The following is a 22,689-nucleotide window of genomic DNA, read 5'->3' on the forward strand; positions in this document are numbered from 1 at the left end:
GTGTAGTAACAATGTTGAAGTTATTTTTTCCAGACTTAGTTAGCAAGCAAACTAGATGACAGTGCAAAACTCGTAAATACCCACGTTTTGATACAGTTATTCCTGTGCCAAACCTAATTGGATACACATCCTTTGTTTTCTCAGTATCTAATACCAAATTAGGTATGTTTTTAGGGAAATCTTGAATTGCTTTAGTAATTTTTGCTGCTTCTTCATCATAATTTGCCTTTTTTTCAACAAAATAATAAGGTCTTCATATAATGATTTTTTATTTGGATTTAACCCTATAGCTCGTTTGATAGAAGCGAGTGTTTCCTCCGGATTTATTTTATGTAATTTATTAAAAAACTCTTCGTGAGAGTATGCTTTACTTGGATCTAGTTCAATAACTTTCTTTAATGACTTAATCGCATTATCTTGTTGTTTTTCCATTAAAATAGAACTTAAACTATGAAAAACTTCAGCTTCTCTATTGTTATATTTTTCAGTTTTATCATAAGTTTTAATAAAATTTGAAAGTTCTTCAGGATCAGTTTCAACGAATTTTCATAGATTGTCTTTTTCTTCTTGATATTGTGATATCTGTTATGAAGATCGAGATATTTTTTCACTACTTTCTTTAGCAATTTCAGGAGTTTTAAACTTCCAATAAGGCAAAACTTCATTTTTATATGGTTGACAAATGCATACTCCTTGCTCACCTTTACCTACTCTATAGCTTTCTGGGCATTTACGATACTCAATATCATTTTTCCATTTATAACTTTTATTATCAAAATTTAGATAACTTGGTTTTTCCATGACTTATACTTATGATATATTTGTAATTAATAATTTATAACTACAATTTCAATGTAAGTAAATAAATCTGAAGTTTGTAAAGCTAAGTAAGTATTTTAAATAAACTTTAATTTAAAATCGTATGATTAAGAAAATAGTACAAAATACGAAAACTTTATATAGCAAATTTACCGACTAAAATTTCCAATCAAACAGATTCTAAATATTGGACATATGATATAGGTTGTTCTACCGATGTAAGTTTGCATTGGAAACACACTAATTGGTTAAAGATATTTAATTTCTTTAAAGAAGATCCACGTGCTAAAGCAACTTTTGCTACTAAATATGTCAATCCTAAATTACTTAATTTTAATCCTGAAAACAAAATAAGGATTAGATTTAGTTTGATGCCGGCAAGAATGAGTGAGATATTAGAGCCAAAAACGAGTCCAATTATCGAGAGAATAAAAGCGGTGAATATTTTTATTGAAGCAGGTTACGAAGTTCATCTAAACTTTGCTCCTATTATTGCTTATGAAGGCTGGTTTACCGAACATGCAAAGTTATTTGCATGAAAATAAACTTATGATATGTTTCTTCACGTTGGGTTTCAATTTTATCTTCCATAAAAGTAACCCAACACTATTATCTCTCAGCTAATATAATAGTGGATATAGTGTTAGTTGAGTACAAAAGTAAAAATATAAAAAACAAGTAAAATATCGAATAGGCAAAAAATCGTTTAGCTTGTTTGTTATCAGGGGTGTCATAGAATAAAGAACCGGCATAATATAGAAATACTACCCCAAGAATACCAGAAATTATTAAATATATAAAATTATTCATTCCAATAAAAAAAGGCATTAGCGAAACAATAAATAAAAGAATACTGTAAATTAGAATTTGTTTTTTAGTATATAAAGTCCCTTTTACTGCAGGCATCATCGGTACTTTACAGTTTTTATAGTCATCGTTACAGAATAAAGCAAGAGCCCATGAATGCGGCGGCGTCCAAATAAAAATAATCAAAAATAATATAATCGACTCTAGAGATATAGTATTGCTTACCGCTGCATAACCTATCACAGGAGGTAATGCTCCCGATACTCCGCCAATAACGATATTTTGTATAGAACGACGCTTGAACCAAATAGTATAAATACAGATATAATAAAAAATAGTGAATAGCAGTAAAAAGGATGCAAGTAGATTAACACATAAAGCCATAAAAAATACTGCAAAAAATCCCGTTATCAAACCAAAAGATAAAGCTTCATCAGATTCTATAACTCCTCTTACTATCGGTCTTTTTTGGGTACGTTTCATTAAGCTATCGATGTCTCTATCGTACCACATATTAATTGCCCCTGCACTACCTGCCCCAAGAGCTATGCAAACAACTGCAATACCAGCAATAAACGGATGCACGGAATAAGGAGCAAGCCACATACCTACAAAACCCGTAAAAATCACAAGCAACATTACACGCGGTTTCATAAGTAAAATATAGTCTTTAACAGTACTTTGTGAATGATTGATTTTACCTAAATTGATTGGTCTTACTAAAGAACTCATATGAAATATTTTTTAATTAAATATAAAAAGTTTTAGGTTAAAAATCAATGATTGACTTTGATGCAAGAAATGTATATATTTTTTTGTAATTCAAATAATAAGTTAAGGATATTATCAGTGACAAAAATTGTTCTTTCTAAATATAAAGCTAGTAGAAGACTTGGAGTAAGTCTATGGGGTGATAGCAAGGATGCTTTCAATACACGAAATTATCGTCCCGGGCAACATGGACAGAATACCATGATTAAAACTTCAGATTATGGTTTACATTTAAAAGCTAAGCAAAGATTGAAATGCCACTACGGTCGTGTCACTGAAAAACAATTTAGAAATATTTTTGCACTTGCTCAAAAAATGAAAGGTAATACCGGTGAAAACTTCATTGGGTTACTTGAAAGTAGACTTGATACGGTAGTTTATAGAATGAATATAGCTCCAACTATTTTTGCTGCAAGACAGTTAGTTTCACACGGACATATTAAATTAAACGGTAAGAAAGCCGATATCGCAAGCATACGACTAAAGGCAGGCGATGTTATAGAAGTTAAAGAATCCGTAAAACAAATACCGCTTATCCAAGAATCCGTTTCAAAACAAGGTCAAACAACACCGGGGTATTTATCATTTGATGTACCTTCATTAACCGGTAAATATTTAAGAGTTCCTGCTCTTTCTGATGTCCCATATCCTTTTGAAGCAGAAGTGCATTTAGTAATCGAGTTATATTCTCGTTAATAATTACAAAAAGGCAGGTTTTATTTATCTGCCTTTTTACTTTCTTCCCTACACCTACATTTTTTCTTTATACTATAATACAACTTATCACCTAATTCGGCAGCGTTTATTAAAGGTAGATTAGTTAAGAATTTAACGTCTGAGCTAAGAAAAAACTGTAATTTTTGACGAAGCAAGGAAGTATAAAAATGCTAATCTTTAGCATTTTTTTATTATTTTTATGGAGCGCCACGCTACTTTCAATCGCTCGAAAGGTATTGCTGCGTGGATCAGTTTTTCAGTTGTCATCCCGCGACTTGACTGCGGGATCCAGTTAAAAATACTAACATTATTAGTATTTTTAGTTGTTTTTGGATACCGTGGTCAAACCACGATATGACACCGAGTGCCTTTTTCGATACACACAACAACGCCCGCTCACAATAACGATATCTATTTTTAATAAATAATGTTTCTACTTGCGTATTATTTTTAAGAACATATAATGCTGCTTCTACCTTTTCCAAGAAGTTAGCATATGGAACACATTTAATAATTAGCGGTAAACTGGTTTTATTGTAAATAGGACAACAGGAAGCAGTCTTTTTGTTGCGGCAACTCTTGCTGATGAAATCTTAATAACCGAAGGGTATTTTCAGAAACATTATCTTACTTCTGCTACATTTAAAGGAAGTTTAATCTACCCTATTACTACAAATCTCATCACAACTTTTCCTAATTATTCAGTACCAATTTATTTAACTTCTACAGCTGCAATAGTAGGCTTAGCATATTATGGGACTGATTTCTTAAATTATCAGGAAAATTTAAAAGAAATTCAGACACACTTAACTCCTAATATTAGGGTAATTGATCCTAATATACTTTCTAACAATTTTAAAAATGATTCAAAAAATGAAATTAAAGATGTAACCCAAGGGTTTTAGATTTAATTGAAGCATACATAAATAGTAGTTTTATTAACTATACCGGAAATGATGGCAATAACATTAATTGCATTAACCTTACTCATACAAGACCCTAATGCTGCTATAGGACCTCTTGTTTCTCAAGGAGCAAGAATCAGTATTTTATGGTGTGGAAAAAATATAATAAGCACACTATTCCAATCATATAAAGCTTCTTTAACACAAAATACTCAAGATTTAATCGAACAAAAAGCTTTAGAACTGTTACTAAATGAGGAATATAAAAGTAAAATCTTAGGATTAAAGGATATAGAAGCTATTACTAATAATTTATTTAATGATCTTAATAATACTTTCACTATTGGAATTTTACAATTAGGGAATTTAACCACTCAAAAAATTATACAGCTTATTGCATTGCAAGATATAATGAATTTAGTTCCAGGAGCTATTATATTTAATGCGTTTGAAAATATTAAGCAAGGATTTTTATCAACTGGATATTTCTTACAGGCAAGAAGCAGAGAAAATTAACAAAAATAAAGCTTCTATAGTAAGAAATATATCCTCTAATATTTCAAATATCTTGTTAACTGATTCTGCTCAATTTATACAAAATCAATATGCCAAGCAACTTAAAGCTAAAAAAGAAATATCAAAGAAAATGTTGTTTTTAGATAGCACAAAAAATACTATAACTACTATACTAGATATCTCCAATAAATTCATAAAATCACTTTTTTATAAAGTAAAAAATGGAGAGATTACGCCTGAGCAAGCTCTACTACTTAATCCTTAGCTTGAAACCTTAAAATCATTCTTAACAAGTTCCTCATTAAAAATAATCTTTAGTGGAGCAGTTATATCACAAGCAAGAATTACAAAATTAATAGAGGCAATTTCTTCTGAGAATAAAAAAGGAATAACATGGTCTACTAATGATACAAACGCTGAACTTGTAATTTCTGATTATAACCTAATTATAGAAGAAAAAACTATTTTGAGTTTTGAAAAATTAGTATTCAAACTAGGAGCACATGATCTTCTTTCAGCTTCCTCAGGAAAAGGCAACACTACTTTTTTAAAGAGTTTAGTCAATTGTATTGCTGATCCATACATAGCGTTGGTGAAATTTCCATACCTACCCATTATCAAAATCCAAAAATAATATTTATTGATCAGAATAGTTACATACCGGTTTAATCTACTTTATTTGAAATAATAACCTCCGGCTTTGATCAATCAATCATTAAAAGTAATAAGCAATTATTAGAAGAAAAAATTAACACACTATTTATAAAATAAGATCTAGGTACATTAATTACGCACTTAAGTGATAAAAATTATGATGTAATAAATGCACCAAGTGGCAGTCAAAAGAAAAAAATTGGAATCATTAAAGCTATAATTTCAAACCCTAAAATATTAATTTTAGATGAGATATTTACTAATCTTGATAAAATATCTATAGAAAATGCACAACAAGCTTTAAAAGAATTTTTACCGGAAACTTTAATGCTTGTAGTGCATCATGACGGTAAATCTCATGACTATAATAATTTTTATGATCAGTATATAAATCTTGAAGATTTGTATGCTGAAATAAAATTATTAGGAGAATAGCTATTCTATTCAACCCTATATACTGGCACTACTTTTCATTTATCATGAGTATATACTAAATCTAGATGTTCAATTATGGGAGTTTTTTTAAGATTTCTTTATAGACTTCAAGGTTTTTTCTTAGCATCAGATCAAGGGAGAAATTATTAATTACCGTATGTCTTGCCGCTTCTTGGATTTTCTTAGCAGAATCAGTACCTAAAATCGAGAAACAATAATCGATTTTCTGTGCTAACGCTTCGGCATTATTTGGTTCTACGTGGAAACCGGTTATATTATTATTTATTGTCTCTACTGCCCCACCGATATTAGTTGCAATAACAAGCTTCTCCATCGCCTGCCCTTCTATAATAGTACGCCCGAAAGCTTCAGGCTCGATTGAGGCAGAAATGATAATATCGGAAATCCCATATAGGTTTATTATATCCGAATCATTACCGAAAATTTGAATTTTATTTTGAAGTTTTAGATTAGCTATAAGTTCTTTTACTCTATTAGTAAAATTGGGATGTCTAGATATATCACCGACCATTAAACAATAAAAGTCTCTATGTTTTAATTTACTTAATGCTTCTACTAGAACAAGATGTCCTTTCCAGCTTGTCATTCTAGAAGGCATTAATATTATCGGCACGTTACTCGGTACATCATATTTATCACAACATTTTTCAAGTTTTTCCGGCGTTAAATTTGCGGGATCGAAATAATCACAATTCACTCCACGCTCAATTACTACTATTTTATCTTCATCAATTTTATAGTTTTCGAGCAAGTGTTGTTTTACAAAATTAGACACGGCAACAACTTTCTTGCCTTTTAGCATTATGCTATTATAATATTTTTTAAAACTATTCGGAATACTATAAACCCCATGAAAGGTAGTCAAAAATTTAGCATTTGTCCATTTTGTTGCTAGATATGAACTCCATGCCGGTGCTCTTGATCTTGTATGAACTATATCAACATTATATTTTTTGATTATTTCTGCTATCAATTTTGCATTATTCAGAATTACAACAGGATTTTTACTGTTACTATTCATTTTAATATGCAATATATCTTCCTTATCTAACTCTTTAACTAGAGTACCTCCTGCTGAAATTATGATAGGAGTATGACCGAGAATCTTAAGATATTTTGCAACTTCTATAGTACCTCTTTCAACCCCTCCCGAAACTAGAGCAGGAACTACTTGCAAAATAGTATATTTATTGTATCGTTTACTTGACTTTAATGAAGGCATTAAATCTCAATCTATTAAAATAATTATTTAAAATGCACAAGCTTTATAATAAAACACAAGACAAATTTATTGTCTATGATAATTATAGAATAATTAATACAAATATTCCATCTGTAATTTTTTTACACGGCTTGATGTCTAGTATGCAATCAACTAAGGCTATCTATTTAATAGATTATTGTAAAAAAAACAATTATAATTTTATTGTGTTTGATAATTTCGGCCATGGAAACGCATCGGGACAATTTAAGGATCAAACAATTAGTGATTGGTTAGCAGGAGTATCACTAATTTTAGACAAATTAATTAATACGGAGGCGATATTAGTAGGTTCAAGCATGGGAGGATGGCTAGCACTTCTTGCGGCTTTAAGATTTCCTGATAAAATAAAGGGGCTTGTGTGTATAACCCCTGCTCCAGATTTTACTAAAAATATTTGGCAAAATATATCGCTAAATGATCAAAATAAGATGCAAAAAGAGGGAATACTAGAAGTAAGCAGTAAAAATTGTGAGCATAAATATCCTATAAGCTATAAACTGATAGAAGATGCAAAAAAACATTTATTATTGACAAAGAAACAGATTGATATAAATATACCGGTACATCTAATTCATGGGATATTAGATGAAGACGTGCCTTATAATGTTTCAGTAAAATTATTAGAAAAAATAACGAGCAAACAAATAGTAATGAAGCTAATTAAAGACGGTCACCATAATTTATCTAGAGAAGAAGATTTAAAGGTAATGACAAATTCCTTAGAAGAAGTAATTAGACTCTTAAGTAATATTAAATAAACAATAAATATGTATAGCAAAATAAATAAAGTTCATGATTTTAAAGAAGTTATAGAAGCGGTAAAACAAGCCGATAATACTAGCTTGGTGCTTTTTGATGTAGATGAAGTAATTGTAATGGATAGTGATGAATCTAGGTTAACACATGATTATAGAAAAGAATTAATGAAGAACATTGAAAAAAGACTTACTAGAAAAGAATGTGAATTATTACTTAGTATTGTTCTTAAAGATAGGAAAGCTAGATTTGTTAACCCAGATATCTTAACGATATTTGCTCTACTTACAGAAAAAAATGTACCGGCAATGGGTCTTACTAAACTTCCTACCGGTAAATTCGGCGTAATTGAAGATATGATCGAATGGAGAATTCGTGAACTCACTGAATTAAAGGTAAATTTTCAAGAATTTTCATCTTTAGAAGATGAGATAATAATAGAAGATTTTAATGCCGGCTACGGTAAACCTACATTAAAAGACGGAATAATTTACACTGCGGAATATGATAAAGGAAGCATGCTTGAGTATGTATTACGAAAAACAAATTATTATCCACAATCAATAATATATATCGATGATATAGAAGAAAATTTATTATCATTACAAGAAATTTGTAAGAAACTAAAAATTAACTATCAAGGATTTGAGTTTACCGGTTCTGCTATCATTCCTGAACCTGTTCTTGATGCACAATTAGAAAAAATTAGATTTGAAATTCTAGAAAAAGAATATAAATGGTTAACGGATGAGGAACTTAAAAAGTATACTTTGTCATCTAGTAGCTTGTCCACAGTATCCAGCTAAAAATGTCACAACAACCTACACTTTTAGTTGCTTTTCCTAGATGCCGTGGACAAACTACTAGATGACACCTATTTACCTTAGAGTATAATATGATGTCTGCAAAATTTATTGTTCTTTTTACCTTACTTATCTCGCTTTCTACTATGGCAAGTAAAAAGGAAGAAGAAAAAATTACAGGAGTAAAAGCAACCAAAGTACAAATTGCCGAGCTTTACGACATATTTAATATTGTAGGGCAATGCCAGAATGATAATAGTCGTGATTATTATGCTAATGCCACCGGAGTAGTTGAACAAGTCTCAGCACATCAAGGAGAAATAGTAAAAAAAGGGGATATATTGCTAGTTATAGATAAAAACATAGCAGAAACCACTAAATCTAGAGCAGCAGCGTTATTAAATACAAAACAAGAAGATTATAATAGAAAAGAAGCTTTATTCGCTAAAAAATTTGTAAGCAACGAGGAATATAAAAGGTCAAAAAGCAAACTTGAAGATGCAAAATTTAATTATTCCAAAGCTCTAAAAACATATAATGATATGATAATTACTGCACCCTACTCCGGTAAAATAGGCGTAATTAAGTCTATGGTCGGCGATGAAGTAAAAATAGGTGACTATCTTTTTAGCATTACCGGAACAGAAAACTCACAAAGTATTTTTATTGAATTGCCGGAGTCTTTAAGCGGAAAAGTTGGAGTCGATACTGAAGTTTTAATTGCAGGAAAAATTAAAAGTACAATCGGGGCAGTATCGCATTACTTATCAGATAATGGTACTTTAACAGCTAAAATTATTTTACCTATGGGTACAAAAATCCTGCATAATAGCTTTGTAGATGTTACGCTTATAATTAACCCTCATAAAAACCTAACCGTTCCTGAAAGTTGTATTCAACGAAATAATCAAGGTAATTTTATTTATAAAATAGACGGTTATACGATAAAACAATTATATGTAAAAATCGGTACACGTACAGAAGGTCTAATTGAAATTATCTCTGACGATATTAAAGCAGGTGACTTAGTCGTTACCGAAGGTATAACTAAAATTGGTGACGGCTCAAAAGTTGAGATACTTGAGGAATAGTTATTTATATATGCTTTTTAAGCCATCTCTGTATTCTAGAGAATGTTATACGTATTCCTTCTTGCCTTATAGAAGTAATAGTTAATAAAATCAAAATTTTTGTCACAAAGCAATAGGTTCGTATTTTTTGAATTACATAGTTATTTTTGAAAAAAGAAATATTACTTTTTTTATAGTCTTCATTTTTATTTTCTAGTAATCTTAATTGTGTAACAGCTGCTAATAACAAATTAATAGTAAACGGACTAAATTTACTTAAATAAGAATCATTAAGAACATAAGAAGTAATATTTATTAAACCTACTGAATATTTATTTGGGTCCATAAACGTATTAGTACCACCGCTAATTCGTACTTTAGACAATTCTTTGTCTATACCGCCTATTGAGTTTTTACTAGCAATAGATATCCATAAACAACAATCTTCACCGCTTCTTATATTTTCAGGAAATAAATTTCCTTGGAATAATGTCAAAGTTCCCATAACTGTCGGCATTGCTATTGGACAAGTTTGTATGACTTGAGGAAAAACATTGCCACTAAAAAGCCCGGAATGAACAGATTCTATATATTTTCCTTTTTCATTTATTTTTTGATATGAAGTATGAGAAAATATAAAATTATTTTCTTCCATAAACTTTAATTGGATTTCTATTTTATCCTTATAAAATAAATCGTCCGAATCAAGGAAAGCAATATATTTTCCTATAGCATTTTTAATACCTAAGTTACGTGCAGCAGCAGGTCCTGCATTTTTTTTATGAAAATATTTTATTCTTTTATCTTTTTTGCATATTGAAGTTAATTCTGATATATCATCAGTCGACCCATCATCTATTATAAGTATCTCAAAATTTTTGTGTGTTTGAATAAGTACACTTTCTATAGCTTCAATTGCCCAATTTATTCTATTATATACCGGTATAATAACACTAATTTTAGTATCATTTAGTACTTGTTTAGCCATAGTATTTGCTAAATCACAGGCTTTTTTATACGGAGTATTATTGGATAAAAAAGTAGCTGTACGAGTTAAAAATAAATAAGGAGAACCTTCCATTTTGATCATTTCTTCTTCTGTTAACTCGTGAAGAAACGATGACCATAATACATTACATTCTTCGTTATGATTTGATATTTTTTTACTACCTTGCTCTGAATGAAAACGAGATTTAATTAGGATAGATTCGTCAAAATGAATAGGGGCAACACGGAAAATTTTAAACCATAAATCATAATCTTGCGTTGTCGGTAAAGCCTCATTAAATGTACCGACTTCATGAAAATATTTAGCAGGAATCAATAACGAACAACCATGTATTAATCCTCGTAATAAAGGTAATAAAGAAATATTAAGTTTATTTATAGGTAGCACACTATCCGGTTGAATATAACGTAGAGAGTTGCCTTTTTCATCGATTAATTCATAACCACCGTAAATGATAGTATCTTTATTATCTAATTTATTTAATATGTCAACTTGATGCTCGATTTTATTAGGATAATATATATCATCATGGCTAAGCCACGAAAAATATTCCCCTTGCATGTTTTTTATACCGTAATTTAAGGCCGAACCGCAACCTCCGTTTTCTTTATGAAAATAGCGTATTTTATCACCATATGATAATGCTACACGTTCTGTCTCTCCATTATCTTTTGAACCATCATTAACAACAATAATTTCAATATTTTTGTAAGTTTGTGCTAAAGCACTATTTATAGCTTCTTTCATATAATTAGCCCCATTATAGACAGGTATAATAATGGAAACTAAAGTATGATAAATATTTAGAGGTTTATCTTTTCTAGTTGTCATAACTTTTAAAAAAAATTTATAAAATGTTAGTTTTATTGTTTAAATTTTCTATAGAGCTTTAGAAAAATAGATTTTTCTTCTTCACTAATAATTAGTTTATTTTTAAGAATTTTTATTTCTTCTAAAGCATTATTTAGCTTTGTTACAGTATTATTTAATTTAGTTTTTCTCTTCGCTATTTTTAAATGCATCTCTAGTTTGCAGCAATTGTTTTAATATATCTTGGGATTGCAAACCTAGCTTTTCTAAAAATTCTAGAGTCCAAGCTGATATTGGATAGTTAAATAATTGTTTTATAGGCTTTAAATCTGAGTTACTAGATATACAGATTATAGAATTAGGAGGATTTTTTTAGAATGCGTGTCATTAGTTACACCATCTACTCCTTCATAGAAAAATTCTTTGTTCGGATATGATTCAAAGTCTTTTTCAGTAATTCAATTAACTAAATGATGTATATTCCCTTCCGGTTCATTAAAAGGTACATTTACTATTAATCGTTTTTTATATTTAAGATTAAGTGCTAGATTTAACCCATCTTCAATATGCTCAAGTGCATGTCGTGATACAATATAATCATATTCTTCTGCCTTTTTAATAAAACTAACTAAATCAGATTTAATATATTGTATATTAGATACTCCATAATTTTGTTCAGCATAAATTATAGATTCTTTACTGATATCTATTGCTGTAATTTCTACTCCTAATATATCGCTAAGCATGAAAGTTCCGTGTCCCGTTCCACAACCTATATCTAAAATTTTTATTTTTTGATTTAGCATTAATGGGCTATTTAAGTATATCGGCTTCTATAATTTTTTTAAAAATCTTATAGCTACTTTTATGACGCATTACCTCTAAAACATCATAAGTTTCCCCAGGAATTAATCTTTCTCCATCATTATAAATTTCTTCTAACATAAATTATTTAAACTATTATAATTTTAATAAATATTCGGCGATAAATGCAGCAGGGTTTTCTACAGGATCAAGCATCTTTTTAAATTGATTTCTGCCACTACTATTTTCATGATAAGGTAAATAAATAATGATTTTGCTTAATAAATTCTATATAGTTAATAATAACTTGCGGCTCATAAGCAAAATACATATATTTTTTTAATTCTTTAGATAGAGCATTGCTATTAAATTCATTATTCCAACCATTACTTAAGTAAATTATAGGCTTATCGGCAACTACTACTTCAGCAAGAGATGAAGTACCATCACTTATTACAATATCTGACACCATTATATCATCCAGTAACGACCTGAATGCATGTGCAGAAACAGTAACATTCTTTAAAGAGTTAAATCTACTTAATATATTATCCATATCACTTTGGCTTAAGTAATTTTTACCGACCGCATAGGTAAATAGTGTAACATGCGGTCTTATAATAAAATGAATATTAGGATGTTGTAATGCATAATTATAGAAAAAATAGTGATAATTTAAGAAAGTAGAACCTCCTTCATATAAATCTCTATTTTTAAATGATAATTCCCATCTAGGAAGCCATAAAATGGTTTCCGAGTTTGGTTTTTCTTTAATATTATAATTTCTTACTTCATAGTATGGTTGATAACCTGAAACAATAACTCTATCCTTAGGAAATTTATAATTACTAATAAAGATATCCTTTGTACTTTCTGAATCAACAAATACCGTCTCTATGCAACTTGATAACTTATCATCATCAATATTTTTTTGATGAAAGATACGCGGACCATAGACTATATACATAATTTTTGTTTTAGTTCCTCTAAAGCTCTTATACAAATTAGCAGCCGTAAAAGGTTCTGATATATAGCCTTGAAAATTTTCGTAAGGGTTTTGCGTAAAGATAAAATCCGACTGATAATTTTTTAGTTCAGAAATTTCACATTTTGTATTAACATTTGAATAAGAAGCATACTTACCGCATGGATATATCGCATCTTGTGTATCAAATTTACTAATAAACCCGGTATCTATTCCTCCTTGAATATTGGGATGAGGATGAGGTACTATTACAATTTTGACATCATGACCTATTTTTTTCATCTCATTATACATTGCGTATACGCCTTTGCCGCCGAATGTCTCTGTACTAACAGGGAAAACTATTTTTTTATAAGAATTTTCTTTGGAATAGCAAAAAGAAGATATAAGAGTTATTAGTAAAAAAACACTTAAAAATAAAGTGTTAAGTTTTATTAACTTAAAGAATTTCATGTTTTTGATATGATAATAATGAATAGGATTACTTTTTAAACCATACTGTACGGTTAACATAATCCACATAACTTAAAACTATACGTAATATTTTCTTTGATACAAGTCCTGCTTCTGCATAATCCGGCACGATATCTTGCAAGCGTTTATTATTCTCGTGTTCTTCCGTAATAGCTTTCACCGATTGTAGTACCCGTTCAGCTTTAAAACCCGACATAATAAGCGTTCCGGCGTCCATACCTTCAGGACGTTCATGTGCTTCTCGAATATTTAAAGCAGGTAAATTAAGTATAGACGCCTCTTCAGTGATAGTACCGCTATCGGATAAAATACAAAATGCATTCATCTGAAGTTTGACGTAGTCCGTAAACCCGAAGGCCGGCAAAAATCTTATTTTATCGCCAAGTTCTTTAAACCCCTCTAAATCCTCAAGCCTTTTTTTAGTCCTTGGGTGTGTTGAGAAGATTACAGGAAAATTATACTCTTTAATAAGCGTTTGTAAACTACTTAATAATTCTTTCAGATTATTTTTGACATCAACATTTTCCTCACGATGTGAGCTAATTAAGAAATATTGCTTTGTGGTAAGTGACAATTTATCTAAAATATCAGACTCAAATATTTTAGGCATAAAGCGATCAAGGACCTCAGGCATATGCGAACCTGATTTAAAAATAAGCTCAGGCGGTAAACCTTCGAAAATTAAATAACGTCTTGCATGCTCGGTTAACGTAATGTTAACGTCACTAATATGATCAATGATTTTACGGTTTATTTCTTCAGGTACACGCTGATCAAAACAACGATTTCCCGCTTCCATATGAAAAATCGGAATTTTACGGCGTTTAGCGGCAATTGCCGATAAACATGAATTAGTATCACCGTAAAATAAAACGGCGTCGGGCTTTTCTTTCTCAAGTACTTCATCAACTTTTTCGATAATAAGCCCGATAGATTTTGCCGTATTATCTGCTGCTACTTCTAAGAAATAATCGGGTTTTCTAATTCCCATATCATCAAAAAAAACCTGATGTAATTCATATGCATAATTTTGACCGGTGTGAACTAGGATGTGATTAGTATATTTATCAAACTCGGAAATCACGCAGCATAGTTTAATAAGTTCAGGACGAGTACCGACAATTGTCATTACCTTAAGCATTTTTTAGCTCCTCTTGTACGTAATCAAGAGTCAGTAATAACTCTTTTACTTCTTCTAAATTTAAACGTTTTGTATTATGGGAAGTGTAATCCTCTAAAAGAGCTACTTTCTTTTCACCTTCAACAAAATATTTTGAATAATTAAGATCGCGCCCGTCCATAGGGATACGGTAATAATCCCTTAAATCATCAGCTTTTGCCATTTCTTCTGATGATACTAACGATTCGTAATGTTTTTCACCGTGACGTGTACCGATAAAACGTATTTCATTTTTGCTATCGAATATATCTTGTAACGCTTTTGCGAGTACTTCAATTGTGCTTGCCGGAGATTTTTGTACGAAAATATCACCCTGATTACCATGCTCAAACGCATATAACACTAAATCCACCGAATCTACAAGCGACATTAAAAAACGTGTCATTGACGGTTCTGTAATGGTTAATTCCTTACCTTGTTTTATTTGATTGATAAAAAGAGGAATGACCGAACCTCTAGAAGCCATAACGTTACCGTATCTAGTGACGCAAAGCACAGTCTCACCTGGAGAACGCATACGTGCTTTTGCTATTGCTAACTTTTCCATTAATGCTTTAGATAATCCCATTGCATTAATTGGATATACAGCCTTATCGGTACTCAGTACAATAACTTTTGTAACTTTGTTATTAATAGCAGCACTTAAAACATTTTCAGCACCTAAGACGTTAGTATTTATTGCTTCCATAGGATAAAATTCACAAGTCGGAACCTGCTTTAAAGCAGCGGCATGGAATACATAATCTACACCGTGCATTGCCTCATCAATACTTTTATAATTGCGTACGTCCCCGATATAGAATTTAAGTTTCGGATTATTTAAAGCAATACGCATATCCTCTTGCTTTTTTTCATCTCTACTGTAAATACGAATTTCCTTAATATCGTTAATAATATCGGATTTAAGAAAACGAGAAAGCACCGCATTACCAAACGAACCGGTGCCTCCTGTAATCATTAAAGTTGTATCTACAAACATTATATATAAATACCTATTTTGTTATTATTCATTCTGTCAATCGAGAAACACCCTAAGATAGTCATCCTGTGGCTTGTCCACAGGGTCCAGTTATAAAAAATACAAACATAAAAAGCTCGATTTATCTCACTTTATGCTGGATTCCGTGTACAAGCCTATATTCGCAATGACAATTTACTTAAACTCACACATACGCTTTACAAGCTCACGCCATTCAGGAGACGTATATCCCGTTACCTCATTAAAACGAGTGCTATCTAGTGAGCGATCTATTACAAGCTCATCTGACGAAATAATATCGATTTTTTTATTATATATTTCTGCTACTAATTTTAACAATTCTAACTTATTAATCGGTTTTGAGGCAACATGATAAAGCCCATGCAACTCTTTATTAGGTAATACAAAATCCCTTATTATTCTTGCAAGCTCTACTGTCGGGAATCCTGAATAAATAGCTTTCTCAAACCCTTTCACTGAACCTTCTGCACTTAAAAACCAATTGATTAAGCTTCTATTGCCTGCTAGCTCATGACCTATAATGGAAGTACGCAATGTGATAGCATGCGGATAATCTACCTCACCAAGAAATTTTGAACGACCGTAAAGGTCATAACAGTCAGAAAAATCGCTTTCCTTATAATTACCTTTTTTTCCTGAAAACACACAATCAGTACTAATATGGATTAACCTTGAATTGGCTAGTTTACATAAATTAGCTAGCCTATGAGGCAGCAAACTATTTATCGGTAATGCTTTTAACGGATCATTAGCATCTGCCAATTGTTTTACAAGCCCTATACAATTTATTACTATATCGGGTTTTGTTTGATTAAATACCTCAACTAACTCATCATGGTTCTCAACATCTACATTTGTAATTAATTTATCGGATAAATCCTTAGAAAAGTAAGAACGAGCTGAATTATTTCGGGCTGTCGCAAAAATGTCAAATTTTTTATCACTACTTAAAAACCTGAATATGCTATTACCTAGCATACCGGTAACACCTAAAATTAATATTTTCATAATATATTTTATTTATTTTTACCGAATCGGTTCTATCATAAATAATATATCTTTACAATAGTGTTTTGAGTGCGTAACAATATTGAGTTATAAATAATTAACTTGCCATAGAAAAGGTTCTTATTCTATCTTCTGTAATTTTCCAACCTTCATCTTCTGCAAGCTCTAAATCACATTGGTCTTGCATATTCCTCCACCAACGAGGATTAATATTGAAATACTTACCCAAACTAAGGGCTATATCAGCGGCAATTGAACGATGATGCTTAATTATATTATTGATCCTAGTAACGGGTACATCAATATCACGAGCAAGTTTGCTTTGACTCATCCCCATAGGTTCCATAAATTCTGCTAGTAAAATTTGTCCCAGTGAAATAGGAGGTAATTTATTCTTGGCTTTGTTGCATGGACCGTTTTATGTCATTCCCGCGTAGGCGGGAATCCAGTAAAACCTATAAAAACAAGTTTTTATAGGTTTATTTTGTCAAATATGCAACTTCTATATCAATATTGAAGTTATTGTACTGGATCCCCGCTTTCGCGGGGATGACATTGAGTAGATTTTTCGATCCATGCAACAACTCCTCAATTCTTCCCTAATTAAATATTTTTTATAGAATCAAGCACAGTTTCAAGAATCATACTAGCAGCTACTGCATCATCGTTATTATTACGGTCTTTTCTTTTCACTCCAAACGATTTAAGGAAATTATTTGCAGCTTTGGTAGTTAATCTTTCATCTTGTAAATATATAGGCAAGTTTATAGATTTTGCTAGCTCTTCAGCAAATTTCATCACTATATTTGTTTGCTCCGTTACTGCTCCGCTCATATCAATCGGTAGACCTATTATAACACCGCAAACTTTATATTTCTCGATGATATTAAGCAAGGGAGTAATAACAATTTTTTTATTTATCTCGGTTATAGTATTTAAGGGCATAGCAATACTACGTTCTTGATTAGATAATGCGATTCCTAATTTTTTACTTCCGTAATCAATAGCGATAAGCGGAGCATTTGGTATTAAAAGCCGATAAAATTCTTGAAGATTTTTTATGATCATGATAGTTATAAAAATTACTTTATTAATTATTATTTATGCTAAAAACTATTCAGAAACATTTAGATACGAAATTAATTAAATTATCGGCGATTTTAGCCTTTATTTATTGTTTATTATTTAATACCGTAATATTGATTTATAAATTTGATTATTATAAAGCAACAATCTTTAGAGGGATATTAGAGTTATCAAAAGATTTTTGCTATATTTATATATTTTCTTTTATAGCATTTTTCGGTCTTAGCGTACATAGATTAGTGTTAAAAATCGGCGTGGGGTTTTTATTTATAACATCCGCTATTGCTAGTTATTACATTTATTTCTTCAAAATCAATCCTACTAAACAAGTAATAGGTAGTTTTTTCTCAACGGATTTAAACGAAGTTTATGAATTAACCAGCATTAAGTTAATAATATGGATAATTTTTTGCCTTTTTACCTGTTTTTATACTCTCAAATCTTTTGCCGCCGAAAATTCTAAATCATTCGTAATAAAACTATTATCTGCCGCTTGCTTACTTATTTTTGTATATAATATTATTACTCCTTCATTTAAGATACTAAAAAATTATTTTCCCATTCAGTATTTACATAATAGCTACCTTAATTTTGCCGGAAATTTCGGTGATAAAAATTATGCATGTATAGATATTAGCAAACAATATAACTTTATAGATAAGTCAGATAAAGATATTATCGGTGTTTTAGTTATAGGAGAATCAGCAAGATTTGATCATTTCGGTATTAACGGTTATGAAAGAGATACGACTCCTTACTTAAAGACTACTCAAAACCTAATTTCTTTCAAAGCTAAATCTTCTTCTAACCTTACCTATCTTTCCGTACCGTCGTTACTTTCACGTTATCCTGCAAGTCAAATTGAAAATAGTAGACAAGAGAACAGCTTTTTATCAATTTTAACAAATCTTGGCTTTAATACTACCTGGATCGGTACTCAAACTTTAATGAGGAGTTTTGCAAATTTTGACCTCAGTAATATATATAATGACGTTAATTTTACTATAGTACCGGGCGGCTCTGCCCTATTTTCTTTAAATGATCATGATGAAAAAATATTGCCTTTTATAAAAGAAATAATAACAAACTCAGAGAAACAATTTTTAGTAGTTCACACTTCCGGCAGCCATTGGAACTATAATGCGAGATATCCAAAAGAGTTTGAGTATTTTACCCCTACCTGTCCTATTAAGGTTAAGGGAGATGCAAGTGATTGCGATAAGCTTGCTTTAGTTAACAGTTATGATAACTCTATTTTATATACCGATTTTTTTTTATCTAATTTAATAGATTTGCTTAAAGATAAAAATGCATTTTTATTATATGTATCTGATCACGGCGAGTCCCTCGGAGAAAATGGTTATTACGGTCACGGCGGTCCACTACTTGCAGAACAAATAACCGTACCTCTTATAGTTTGGGTATCAGATGATTTTCAAGCCAAATATCCTAAATCAGTATCTTCAATTAAAAATTATGCTAATACCGAAATTAGCCATGATTATGTATTTCATTCAATCCTTGACTGTTTAAATATAGATTCCGACATAATAGATAAAGACTTAAGTATATGTAAATATGTTAATCTAGTTAAAAATTATTGAATTATTAAAAAATTTATATATAAATTAAGAACTCAATAATTATATGATTTATTATTATGTCTGATATACCTAAACTAGACGACTATTATTATAGATTTTTACAAAGTATTTTACTTAAAACACTAGAACAAAATAAAGCTGCTGAAACGTATTTATTGCAGAAAGATTTTAATAGCGCTTTAAATGAGATAAAAAATGTAAATGAACAACTTGAAGAATATTCAAGCATTCTTTCTTTACTCACAGTAATTAAAACCCATTTTAGTGATAAAAAAAATATATAATTAAGTACCGTTTAACTTAAATCCTTTTTTTATAATTAAAAATAATATAGAGTGGAAATAAAAAAAGGTATTGAATTATGGAATATGCATTATTAATTTTCAGTATTATAGCGCTTTTAGTTATAATACAAATGGTTAAAGTTGTACCGCAACAACAAGCATGGGTAGTAGAAAAACTTGGAAAATTTGATAAGGTACTGCAGCCTGGCTTAAATTTACTCATCCCTGTCATTCAGAGAGTAGCATACAAACATACTTTAAAAGAAGAAGCAATAGACGTTACCGCTCAAACAGCTATTTCAAACGATAACGTAACATTATCTATAGATGGTGTTTTATATGTTAAGATCATTGATCCAATGGCAGCATCTTATGGTGTTAATAATCCTTACTATGCCATAACACAACTTGCTCAAACTACTATGCGTTCGGAAATCGGTAAACTCCCTTTAGACAGAACTTTTGAAGAGCGCGAAACTTTAAACGTAGCAATTGTAGCAGCTATTAATCAGGCTGCTATAAATTGGGGCATACAATGTATGCGTTATGAAATTAAAGATATTCAACCTCCGCAAACTATACTTAAAGCTATGGAATTGCAGGTAGCGGCAGAGCGTCAAAAAAGAGCTCAAATTCTAGAGTCGGAAGGTAATAGACAAGCAAAAATTAACCATGCAGAAGGTGAAAAAGCACAAATCGTACTGAATTCAGAAGCTTCTTATACAGATCAAGTTAACAGGGCAAAAGGTGAAGCTGAAGCAATAGGCTTAGTCGCTACCGCTACAGCAAATAGTATTGAGATTGTCGCAACTGCCGTACAAAAAACGGGAGGAAGTGATGCAGTAGCTCTCAAAATAGCCGAGCAATATATTAGTGCGTTCGGTAATTTGGCTAAAGATACCAACACCGTAATTTTACCCGCCAATCTTTCAGAACCGAGTAGTTTTGTAACCGGCGCATTAACTATATTTAACCAATTAAAAGCTTCTTCGGGAACGAAAATAGATAAGTAGCAATTTAAAAAGAATTATTATTGTAATAATAATTCTTTTTATATATCATATCAGATTATTAATTAATAAAAGGTTATGAATATGTCAGTATTTGTCGGCAAAACTGCTCCGGATTTTACAGCTAAAACTATTATGCCTAATAATAATATAGACGATAAGTTTAAACTTAGCGATTATGCTGCAGGGGATAATATAGTGTTATTTTTTTATCCCCTAGATTTTACTTTTGTTTGTCCATCGGAAATTATAGCATTTCACAATAAGCTTGGTGAATTTACCGAAAGACGTACTAAAGTAGTAGCTGTTAGCGTTGATTCTCATTTTAGCCATTTAGCTTGGAAAAATACTCCGCATAATAAAGGCGGACTTGGACAAGTACAATTCCCAATGGTTTCCGATATAAAAAAGGATATTTCTTCAAAATATAATGTACTTAATGAAGACGGTGTTGCTTTGCGTGGAACTTTTTTAATCGATAAGGATTTCATAGTACGTCACATGCTAGTTAACGACTTACCTATCGGTCGTGATATTAATTATACATTAAAAGTAATCGATGCTTTAACTCATCATCAAAAGCACGGCGAAGTTTGTCCTGCCGGCTGGCATAAAGGTGAGGAAGCAATTACCCCATCACATGAAGGTATAGCACATTATTTAAGCTCACATGCAGAGAAGCTGTAATATATTACTGTGTTATTAAAGTGGAAAACTGTCCTACCGTGGCTTGTCTAGTGTTGTTGCATGGTTCGATGTCATTCCCGCGAAAGCGGGAATCCAGGAAAAAATAACCTTAACATTGATAAACAATTACATATTTAACAAAATAAGCATATAAAAACACAAATTTTTATATGCTTGACTGGATTCCCGCCTAGGCAGGAATGACATACAGCACTAACGCAATATCAAATAACCCTAAATAATGTTGAAAGAATTATTTTCTGCTCCTAAAATATCTTATAATATTGAAACAATTAATATTTTACGTCTTATTAGGAGTGAAATATCGGTCCTAAAACTTTCTTTAGTTTAATTAAATTATTCGGTGATGTAGCAACTGCCATAGATAACGTTCCGGATTTTTCATTGCGAGGCGGAAAGTCAAAACCAATTAAAATTTTCAGTAAAAGCGATGCTGAAAAAGAGTTAGAGCTTCTTGAAAAAGACAATGCTAAGATCATCGCATATAAATCTCCGGAATATCAAAATTATTACTTGAAATTTATGATCCACCGCCAATATTAAGCTATAAAGGTAATATAGAGTTATTAAATCATAATAAATGTGTTGCAATAGTAGGCGCAAAAAACGCTGCTGCAAACGGAAGAAGCTTTGCTCATAAAATTGCAAATGATTTAGTAAAAGACATAACCGTTTCAGGGTTAGCACAAGGAATAGATAGCAGCGTAATAGGATAATATCGGGACTAGCCTTAGGAGTAGTGGTAGTAGAAGCAAGCTTAAAATCCGGTTCATTAATAACTGCAAAATTTGCACTTGAACAAAATAGGGGAATATGTGCCGTTCCCGGCTTTCCTTTAGATCCAAGATGTCAAGGTACAAATAAATTGATTAGAGAGGGAGCATATTTAGTGGAACCAGTAGACGATATTGTAGCTAATTTACCGCAATATGAAGAATTTATGAAAAAAGATGATGGATTATTTAAGGATTTTGTTGAGCTAGGCACAGTAAATACGAAATATGTTAAAGAACCGTCACAAAAGGAGCGTACTGCTATATTGGAATCATTATCGGCAGTACCCATAGACTTTGAACATTTACAAAAAGAAATAGCATTACCGCTTCCTATCATATATACGGTAATATTAGAATTAGAACTCGCCGGGACAGTAATGCGTCACGCCGGCAATAAAATTCATTAGTTTATA

Annotated in this window: 26 protein-coding genes and 2 pseudogenes; 15 read left to right on the plus strand and 13 right to left on the minus strand. The window is 30.9% G+C overall.

Annotation, left to right across the window (positions count from 1 at the left end; translation table 11 throughout):
- Positions 1-147: 147 nt before the first annotated feature.
- On the minus strand, positions 148-432 hold the full coding sequence (locus O6R16_RS03530; protein WP_499680026.1) for a hypothetical protein: 285 nt from the start codon (positions 430-432) through the stop codon (positions 148-150).
- 153 nt (positions 433-585) lie between these two features.
- Complete coding sequence (locus O6R16_RS03535) at positions 586-801, minus strand: DUF4385 family protein (RefSeq protein ID WP_499680027.1); 216 nt, start codon at positions 799-801, stop codon at positions 586-588.
- Between the two features lie 218 nt (positions 802-1,019).
- Between O6R16_RS03535 and O6R16_RS03540 the strand changes: the two genes are divergently transcribed.
- Positions 1,020-1,358, plus strand: coding sequence for a spore photoproduct lyase family protein (locus O6R16_RS03540; protein WP_499680087.1), 339 nt, complete (start codon positions 1,020-1,022; stop codon positions 1,356-1,358).
- 70 nt (positions 1,359-1,428) lie between these two features.
- Here the strand turns inward: O6R16_RS03540 and cyoE are convergent, their stop codons facing one another.
- Entirely contained in the window at positions 1,429-2,358 is a 930-nt protein-coding gene (gene cyoE / locus O6R16_RS03545) for a heme o synthase (RefSeq protein WP_499680028.1), read from the minus strand.
- Positions 2,359-2,475: 117 nt separating this feature from the next.
- On the opposite strand from cyoE, the gene rpsD reads away from it, so the two are divergent.
- The 4 genes from rpsD (at position 2,476) to O6R16_RS03565 (ending at position 5,624) form a co-directional block, all read left to right on the plus strand.
- The gene (rpsD, locus tag O6R16_RS03550; RefSeq protein WP_499680029.1) at positions 2,476-3,093 is read left to right on the plus strand and encodes a 30S ribosomal protein S4; all 618 of its coding nucleotides are present in this window, start codon (positions 2,476-2,478) and stop codon (positions 3,091-3,093) included.
- A 974-nt stretch (positions 3,094-4,067) separates the two neighbouring features.
- The gene (locus O6R16_RS03555) at positions 4,068-4,535 is read left to right on the plus strand and encodes a hypothetical protein (protein WP_499680030.1); all 468 of its coding nucleotides are present in this window, start codon (positions 4,068-4,070) and stop codon (positions 4,533-4,535) included.
- A 52-nt stretch (positions 4,536-4,587) separates the two neighbouring features.
- Positions 4,588-4,800: an ABC transporter ATP-binding protein gene (locus tag O6R16_RS03560; protein WP_499680031.1), complete on the plus strand. Its 213-nt coding sequence runs from the start codon at positions 4,588-4,590 to the stop codon at positions 4,798-4,800.
- 716 nt (positions 4,801-5,516) lie between these two features.
- Positions 5,517-5,624 (plus strand): hypothetical protein, encoded by a 108-nt coding sequence (locus tag O6R16_RS03565; RefSeq protein WP_014014165.1) that lies wholly within the window; start codon positions 5,517-5,519, stop codon positions 5,622-5,624.
- 73 nt (positions 5,625-5,697) lie between these two features.
- Here O6R16_RS03565 and O6R16_RS03570 read toward each other — a convergent pair whose 3' ends face one another.
- Positions 5,698-6,867 (minus strand): glycosyltransferase family 4 protein, encoded by a 1,170-nt coding sequence (locus tag O6R16_RS03570; protein ID WP_499680032.1) that lies wholly within the window; start codon positions 6,865-6,867, stop codon positions 5,698-5,700.
- 32 nt (positions 6,868-6,899) lie between these two features.
- Here O6R16_RS03570 and O6R16_RS03575 point away from each other — a divergent pair, with 32 nt between their 5' ends.
- The 3 genes from O6R16_RS03575 to O6R16_RS03585 all read left to right on the plus strand — a co-directional run bounded on the left by O6R16_RS03575 (position 6,900) and on the right by O6R16_RS03585 (position 9,559).
- Positions 6,900-7,667: an alpha/beta hydrolase gene (locus tag O6R16_RS03575; RefSeq protein ID WP_499680033.1), complete on the plus strand. Its 768-nt coding sequence runs from the start codon at positions 6,900-6,902 to the stop codon at positions 7,665-7,667.
- Positions 7,668-7,676: 9 nt separating this feature from the next.
- The gene (locus O6R16_RS03580; RefSeq protein ID WP_499680034.1) at positions 7,677-8,471 is read left to right on the plus strand and encodes a DUF2608 domain-containing protein; all 795 of its coding nucleotides are present in this window, start codon (positions 7,677-7,679) and stop codon (positions 8,469-8,471) included.
- Between the two features lie 89 nt (positions 8,472-8,560).
- Complete coding sequence (locus O6R16_RS03585; RefSeq protein WP_499680035.1) at positions 8,561-9,559, plus strand: efflux RND transporter periplasmic adaptor subunit; 999 nt, start codon at positions 8,561-8,563, stop codon at positions 9,557-9,559.
- A 4-nt stretch (positions 9,560-9,563) separates the two neighbouring features.
- Here the strand turns inward: O6R16_RS03585 and O6R16_RS03590 are convergent, their stop codons facing one another.
- From O6R16_RS03590 to ruvX, 9 genes and pseudogenes are all read right to left on the minus strand, one after another.
- Complete coding sequence (locus O6R16_RS03590) at positions 9,564-11,378, minus strand: glycosyltransferase family 2 protein (RefSeq protein ID WP_499680036.1); 1,815 nt, start codon at positions 11,376-11,378, stop codon at positions 9,564-9,566.
- 32 nt (positions 11,379-11,410) lie between these two features.
- Positions 11,411-11,569, minus strand: a complete 159-nt coding sequence (locus O6R16_RS03595; RefSeq protein ID WP_499680037.1) for a hypothetical protein — start codon at positions 11,567-11,569, stop codon at positions 11,411-11,413.
- A gap of 246 nt (positions 11,570-11,815) precedes the next feature.
- Positions 11,816-12,302, minus strand: a pseudogene (locus O6R16_RS03600) (class I SAM-dependent methyltransferase).
- 15 nt (positions 12,303-12,317) lie between these two features.
- Positions 12,318-13,668: pseudogene (locus tag O6R16_RS03605) on the minus strand (CDP-glycerol glycerophosphotransferase family protein).
- Complete coding sequence (gene wecB, locus O6R16_RS03610) at positions 13,628-14,761, minus strand: non-hydrolyzing UDP-N-acetylglucosamine 2-epimerase (RefSeq protein WP_499680038.1); 1,134 nt, start codon at positions 14,759-14,761, stop codon at positions 13,628-13,630. The pseudogene O6R16_RS03605 and the gene wecB overlap by 41 nt, the downstream one beginning before the upstream one ends.
- Positions 14,754-15,779 carry a UDP-glucose 4-epimerase gene (gene capD / locus O6R16_RS03615; protein ID WP_499680039.1) on the minus strand — a complete coding sequence of 342 codons (1,026 nt, stop codon included), beginning with the start codon at positions 15,777-15,779 and terminating at the stop codon, positions 14,754-14,756. The genes wecB and capD overlap by 8 nt, the downstream gene beginning before the upstream one ends.
- A gap of 174 nt (positions 15,780-15,953) precedes the next feature.
- A complete protein-coding gene (locus tag O6R16_RS03620) occupies positions 15,954-16,808 on the minus strand; it encodes a dTDP-4-dehydrorhamnose reductase family protein (RefSeq protein WP_499680040.1) in 855 nt (284 codons plus the stop codon).
- Between the two features lie 97 nt (positions 16,809-16,905).
- Positions 16,906-17,139 carry a HigA family addiction module antitoxin gene (locus O6R16_RS03625; RefSeq protein ID WP_499680041.1) on the minus strand — a complete coding sequence of 78 codons (234 nt, stop codon included), beginning with the start codon at positions 17,137-17,139 and terminating at the stop codon, positions 16,906-16,908.
- Between the two features lie 272 nt (positions 17,140-17,411).
- Positions 17,412-17,876 carry a Holliday junction resolvase RuvX gene (gene ruvX, locus O6R16_RS03630; protein ID WP_499680042.1) on the minus strand — a complete coding sequence of 155 codons (465 nt, stop codon included), beginning with the start codon at positions 17,874-17,876 and terminating at the stop codon, positions 17,412-17,414.
- 35 nt (positions 17,877-17,911) lie between these two features.
- Here ruvX and O6R16_RS03635 point away from each other — a divergent pair, with 35 nt between their 5' ends.
- The 7 genes from O6R16_RS03635 to O6R16_RS03665 all read left to right on the plus strand — a co-directional run bounded on the left by O6R16_RS03635 (position 17,912) and on the right by O6R16_RS03665 (position 22,683).
- Complete coding sequence (locus O6R16_RS03635; RefSeq protein WP_499680043.1) at positions 17,912-19,498, plus strand: phosphoethanolamine transferase; 1,587 nt, start codon at positions 17,912-17,914, stop codon at positions 19,496-19,498.
- A 56-nt stretch (positions 19,499-19,554) separates the two neighbouring features.
- Complete coding sequence (locus tag O6R16_RS03640; protein ID WP_499680044.1) at positions 19,555-19,782, plus strand: hypothetical protein; 228 nt, start codon at positions 19,555-19,557, stop codon at positions 19,780-19,782.
- A gap of 77 nt (positions 19,783-19,859) precedes the next feature.
- On the plus strand, positions 19,860-20,795 hold the full coding sequence (locus O6R16_RS03645; protein ID WP_499680045.1) for an SPFH domain-containing protein: 936 nt from the start codon (positions 19,860-19,862) through the stop codon (positions 20,793-20,795).
- Between the two features lie 81 nt (positions 20,796-20,876).
- Positions 20,877-21,479: a peroxiredoxin gene (locus O6R16_RS03650; RefSeq protein WP_499680088.1), complete on the plus strand. Its 603-nt coding sequence runs from the start codon at positions 20,877-20,879 to the stop codon at positions 21,477-21,479.
- Positions 21,480-21,860: 381 nt separating this feature from the next.
- Entirely contained in the window at positions 21,861-22,043 is a 183-nt protein-coding gene (locus tag O6R16_RS03655; protein ID WP_499680089.1) for a hypothetical protein, read from the plus strand.
- 14 nt (positions 22,044-22,057) lie between these two features.
- Entirely contained in the window at positions 22,058-22,216 is a 159-nt protein-coding gene (locus tag O6R16_RS03660; RefSeq protein WP_499680090.1) for a DNA-processing protein DprA, read from the plus strand.
- 23 nt (positions 22,217-22,239) lie between these two features.
- Positions 22,240-22,683: a DNA-processing protein DprA gene (locus tag O6R16_RS03665; RefSeq protein ID WP_499680046.1), complete on the plus strand. Its 444-nt coding sequence runs from the start codon at positions 22,240-22,242 to the stop codon at positions 22,681-22,683.
- Positions 22,684-22,689: the final 6 nt, after the last annotated feature.

The sequence above is a fragment of the Candidatus Rickettsia tasmaniensis genome (assembly GCF_036857515.1).
GTDB lineage: Bacteria > Pseudomonadota > Alphaproteobacteria > Rickettsiales > Rickettsiaceae > Rickettsia > Rickettsia rickettsii.

Excerpts from the sequence above, each read along its gene's own strand:
- O6R16_RS03590 (WP_499680036.1), bottom strand. The coding sequence starts at position 11,378 with ATGACAACTAGAAAAGATAAACCTCTAAATATTTATCATACTTTAGTT.
- O6R16_RS03625 (WP_499680041.1), bottom strand. The coding sequence starts at position 17,139 with ATGAGTCAAAGCAAACTTGCTCGTGATATTGATGTACCCGTTACTAGG.
- O6R16_RS03585 (WP_499680035.1), top strand. The coding sequence starts at position 8,561 with ATGATGTCTGCAAAATTTATTGTTCTTTTTACCTTACTTATCTCGCTT.
- O6R16_RS03620 (WP_499680040.1), bottom strand. The coding sequence starts at position 16,808 with ATGAAAATATTAATTTTAGGTGTTACCGGTATGCTAGGTAATAGCATA.
- ruvX (WP_499680042.1), bottom strand. The coding sequence starts at position 17,876 with ATGATCATAAAAAATCTTCAAGAATTTTATCGGCTTTTAATACCAAAT.
- O6R16_RS03635 (WP_499680043.1), top strand. The coding sequence starts at position 17,912 with ATGCTAAAAACTATTCAGAAACATTTAGATACGAAATTAATTAAATTA.
- O6R16_RS03645 (WP_499680045.1), top strand. The coding sequence starts at position 19,860 with ATGGAATATGCATTATTAATTTTCAGTATTATAGCGCTTTTAGTTATA.
- O6R16_RS03595 (WP_499680037.1), bottom strand. The coding sequence starts at position 11,569 with ATGCATTTAAAAATAGCGAAGAGAAAAACTAAATTAAATAATACTGTA.
- O6R16_RS03580 (WP_499680034.1), top strand. The coding sequence starts at position 7,677 with ATGTATAGCAAAATAAATAAAGTTCATGATTTTAAAGAAGTTATAGAA.
- cyoE (WP_499680028.1), bottom strand. The coding sequence starts at position 2,358 with ATGAGTTCTTTAGTAAGACCAATCAATTTAGGTAAAATCAATCATTCA.
- O6R16_RS03555 (WP_499680030.1), top strand. The coding sequence starts at position 4,068 with ATGATGGCAATAACATTAATTGCATTAACCTTACTCATACAAGACCCT.
- O6R16_RS03535 (WP_499680027.1), bottom strand. The coding sequence starts at position 801 with ATGGAAAAACCAAGTTATCTAAATTTTGATAATAAAAGTTATAAATGG.
- O6R16_RS03530 (WP_499680026.1), bottom strand. The coding sequence starts at position 432 with ATGGAAAAACAACAAGATAATGCGATTAAGTCATTAAAGAAAGTTATT.
- O6R16_RS03565 (WP_014014165.1), top strand. The coding sequence starts at position 5,517 with ATGCTTGTAGTGCATCATGACGGTAAATCTCATGACTATAATAATTTT.
- O6R16_RS03570 (WP_499680032.1), bottom strand. The coding sequence starts at position 6,867 with ATGCCTTCATTAAAGTCAAGTAAACGATACAATAAATATACTATTTTG.
- capD (WP_499680039.1), bottom strand. The coding sequence starts at position 15,779 with ATGTTTGTAGATACAACTTTAATGATTACAGGAGGCACCGGTTCGTTT.
- O6R16_RS03575 (WP_499680033.1), top strand. The coding sequence starts at position 6,900 with ATGCACAAGCTTTATAATAAAACACAAGACAAATTTATTGTCTATGAT.
- O6R16_RS03640 (WP_499680044.1), top strand. The coding sequence starts at position 19,555 with ATGTCTGATATACCTAAACTAGACGACTATTATTATAGATTTTTACAA.
- O6R16_RS03650 (WP_499680088.1), top strand. The coding sequence starts at position 20,877 with ATGTCAGTATTTGTCGGCAAAACTGCTCCGGATTTTACAGCTAAAACT.
- wecB (WP_499680038.1), bottom strand. The coding sequence starts at position 14,761 with ATGCTTAAGGTAATGACAATTGTCGGTACTCGTCCTGAACTTATTAAA.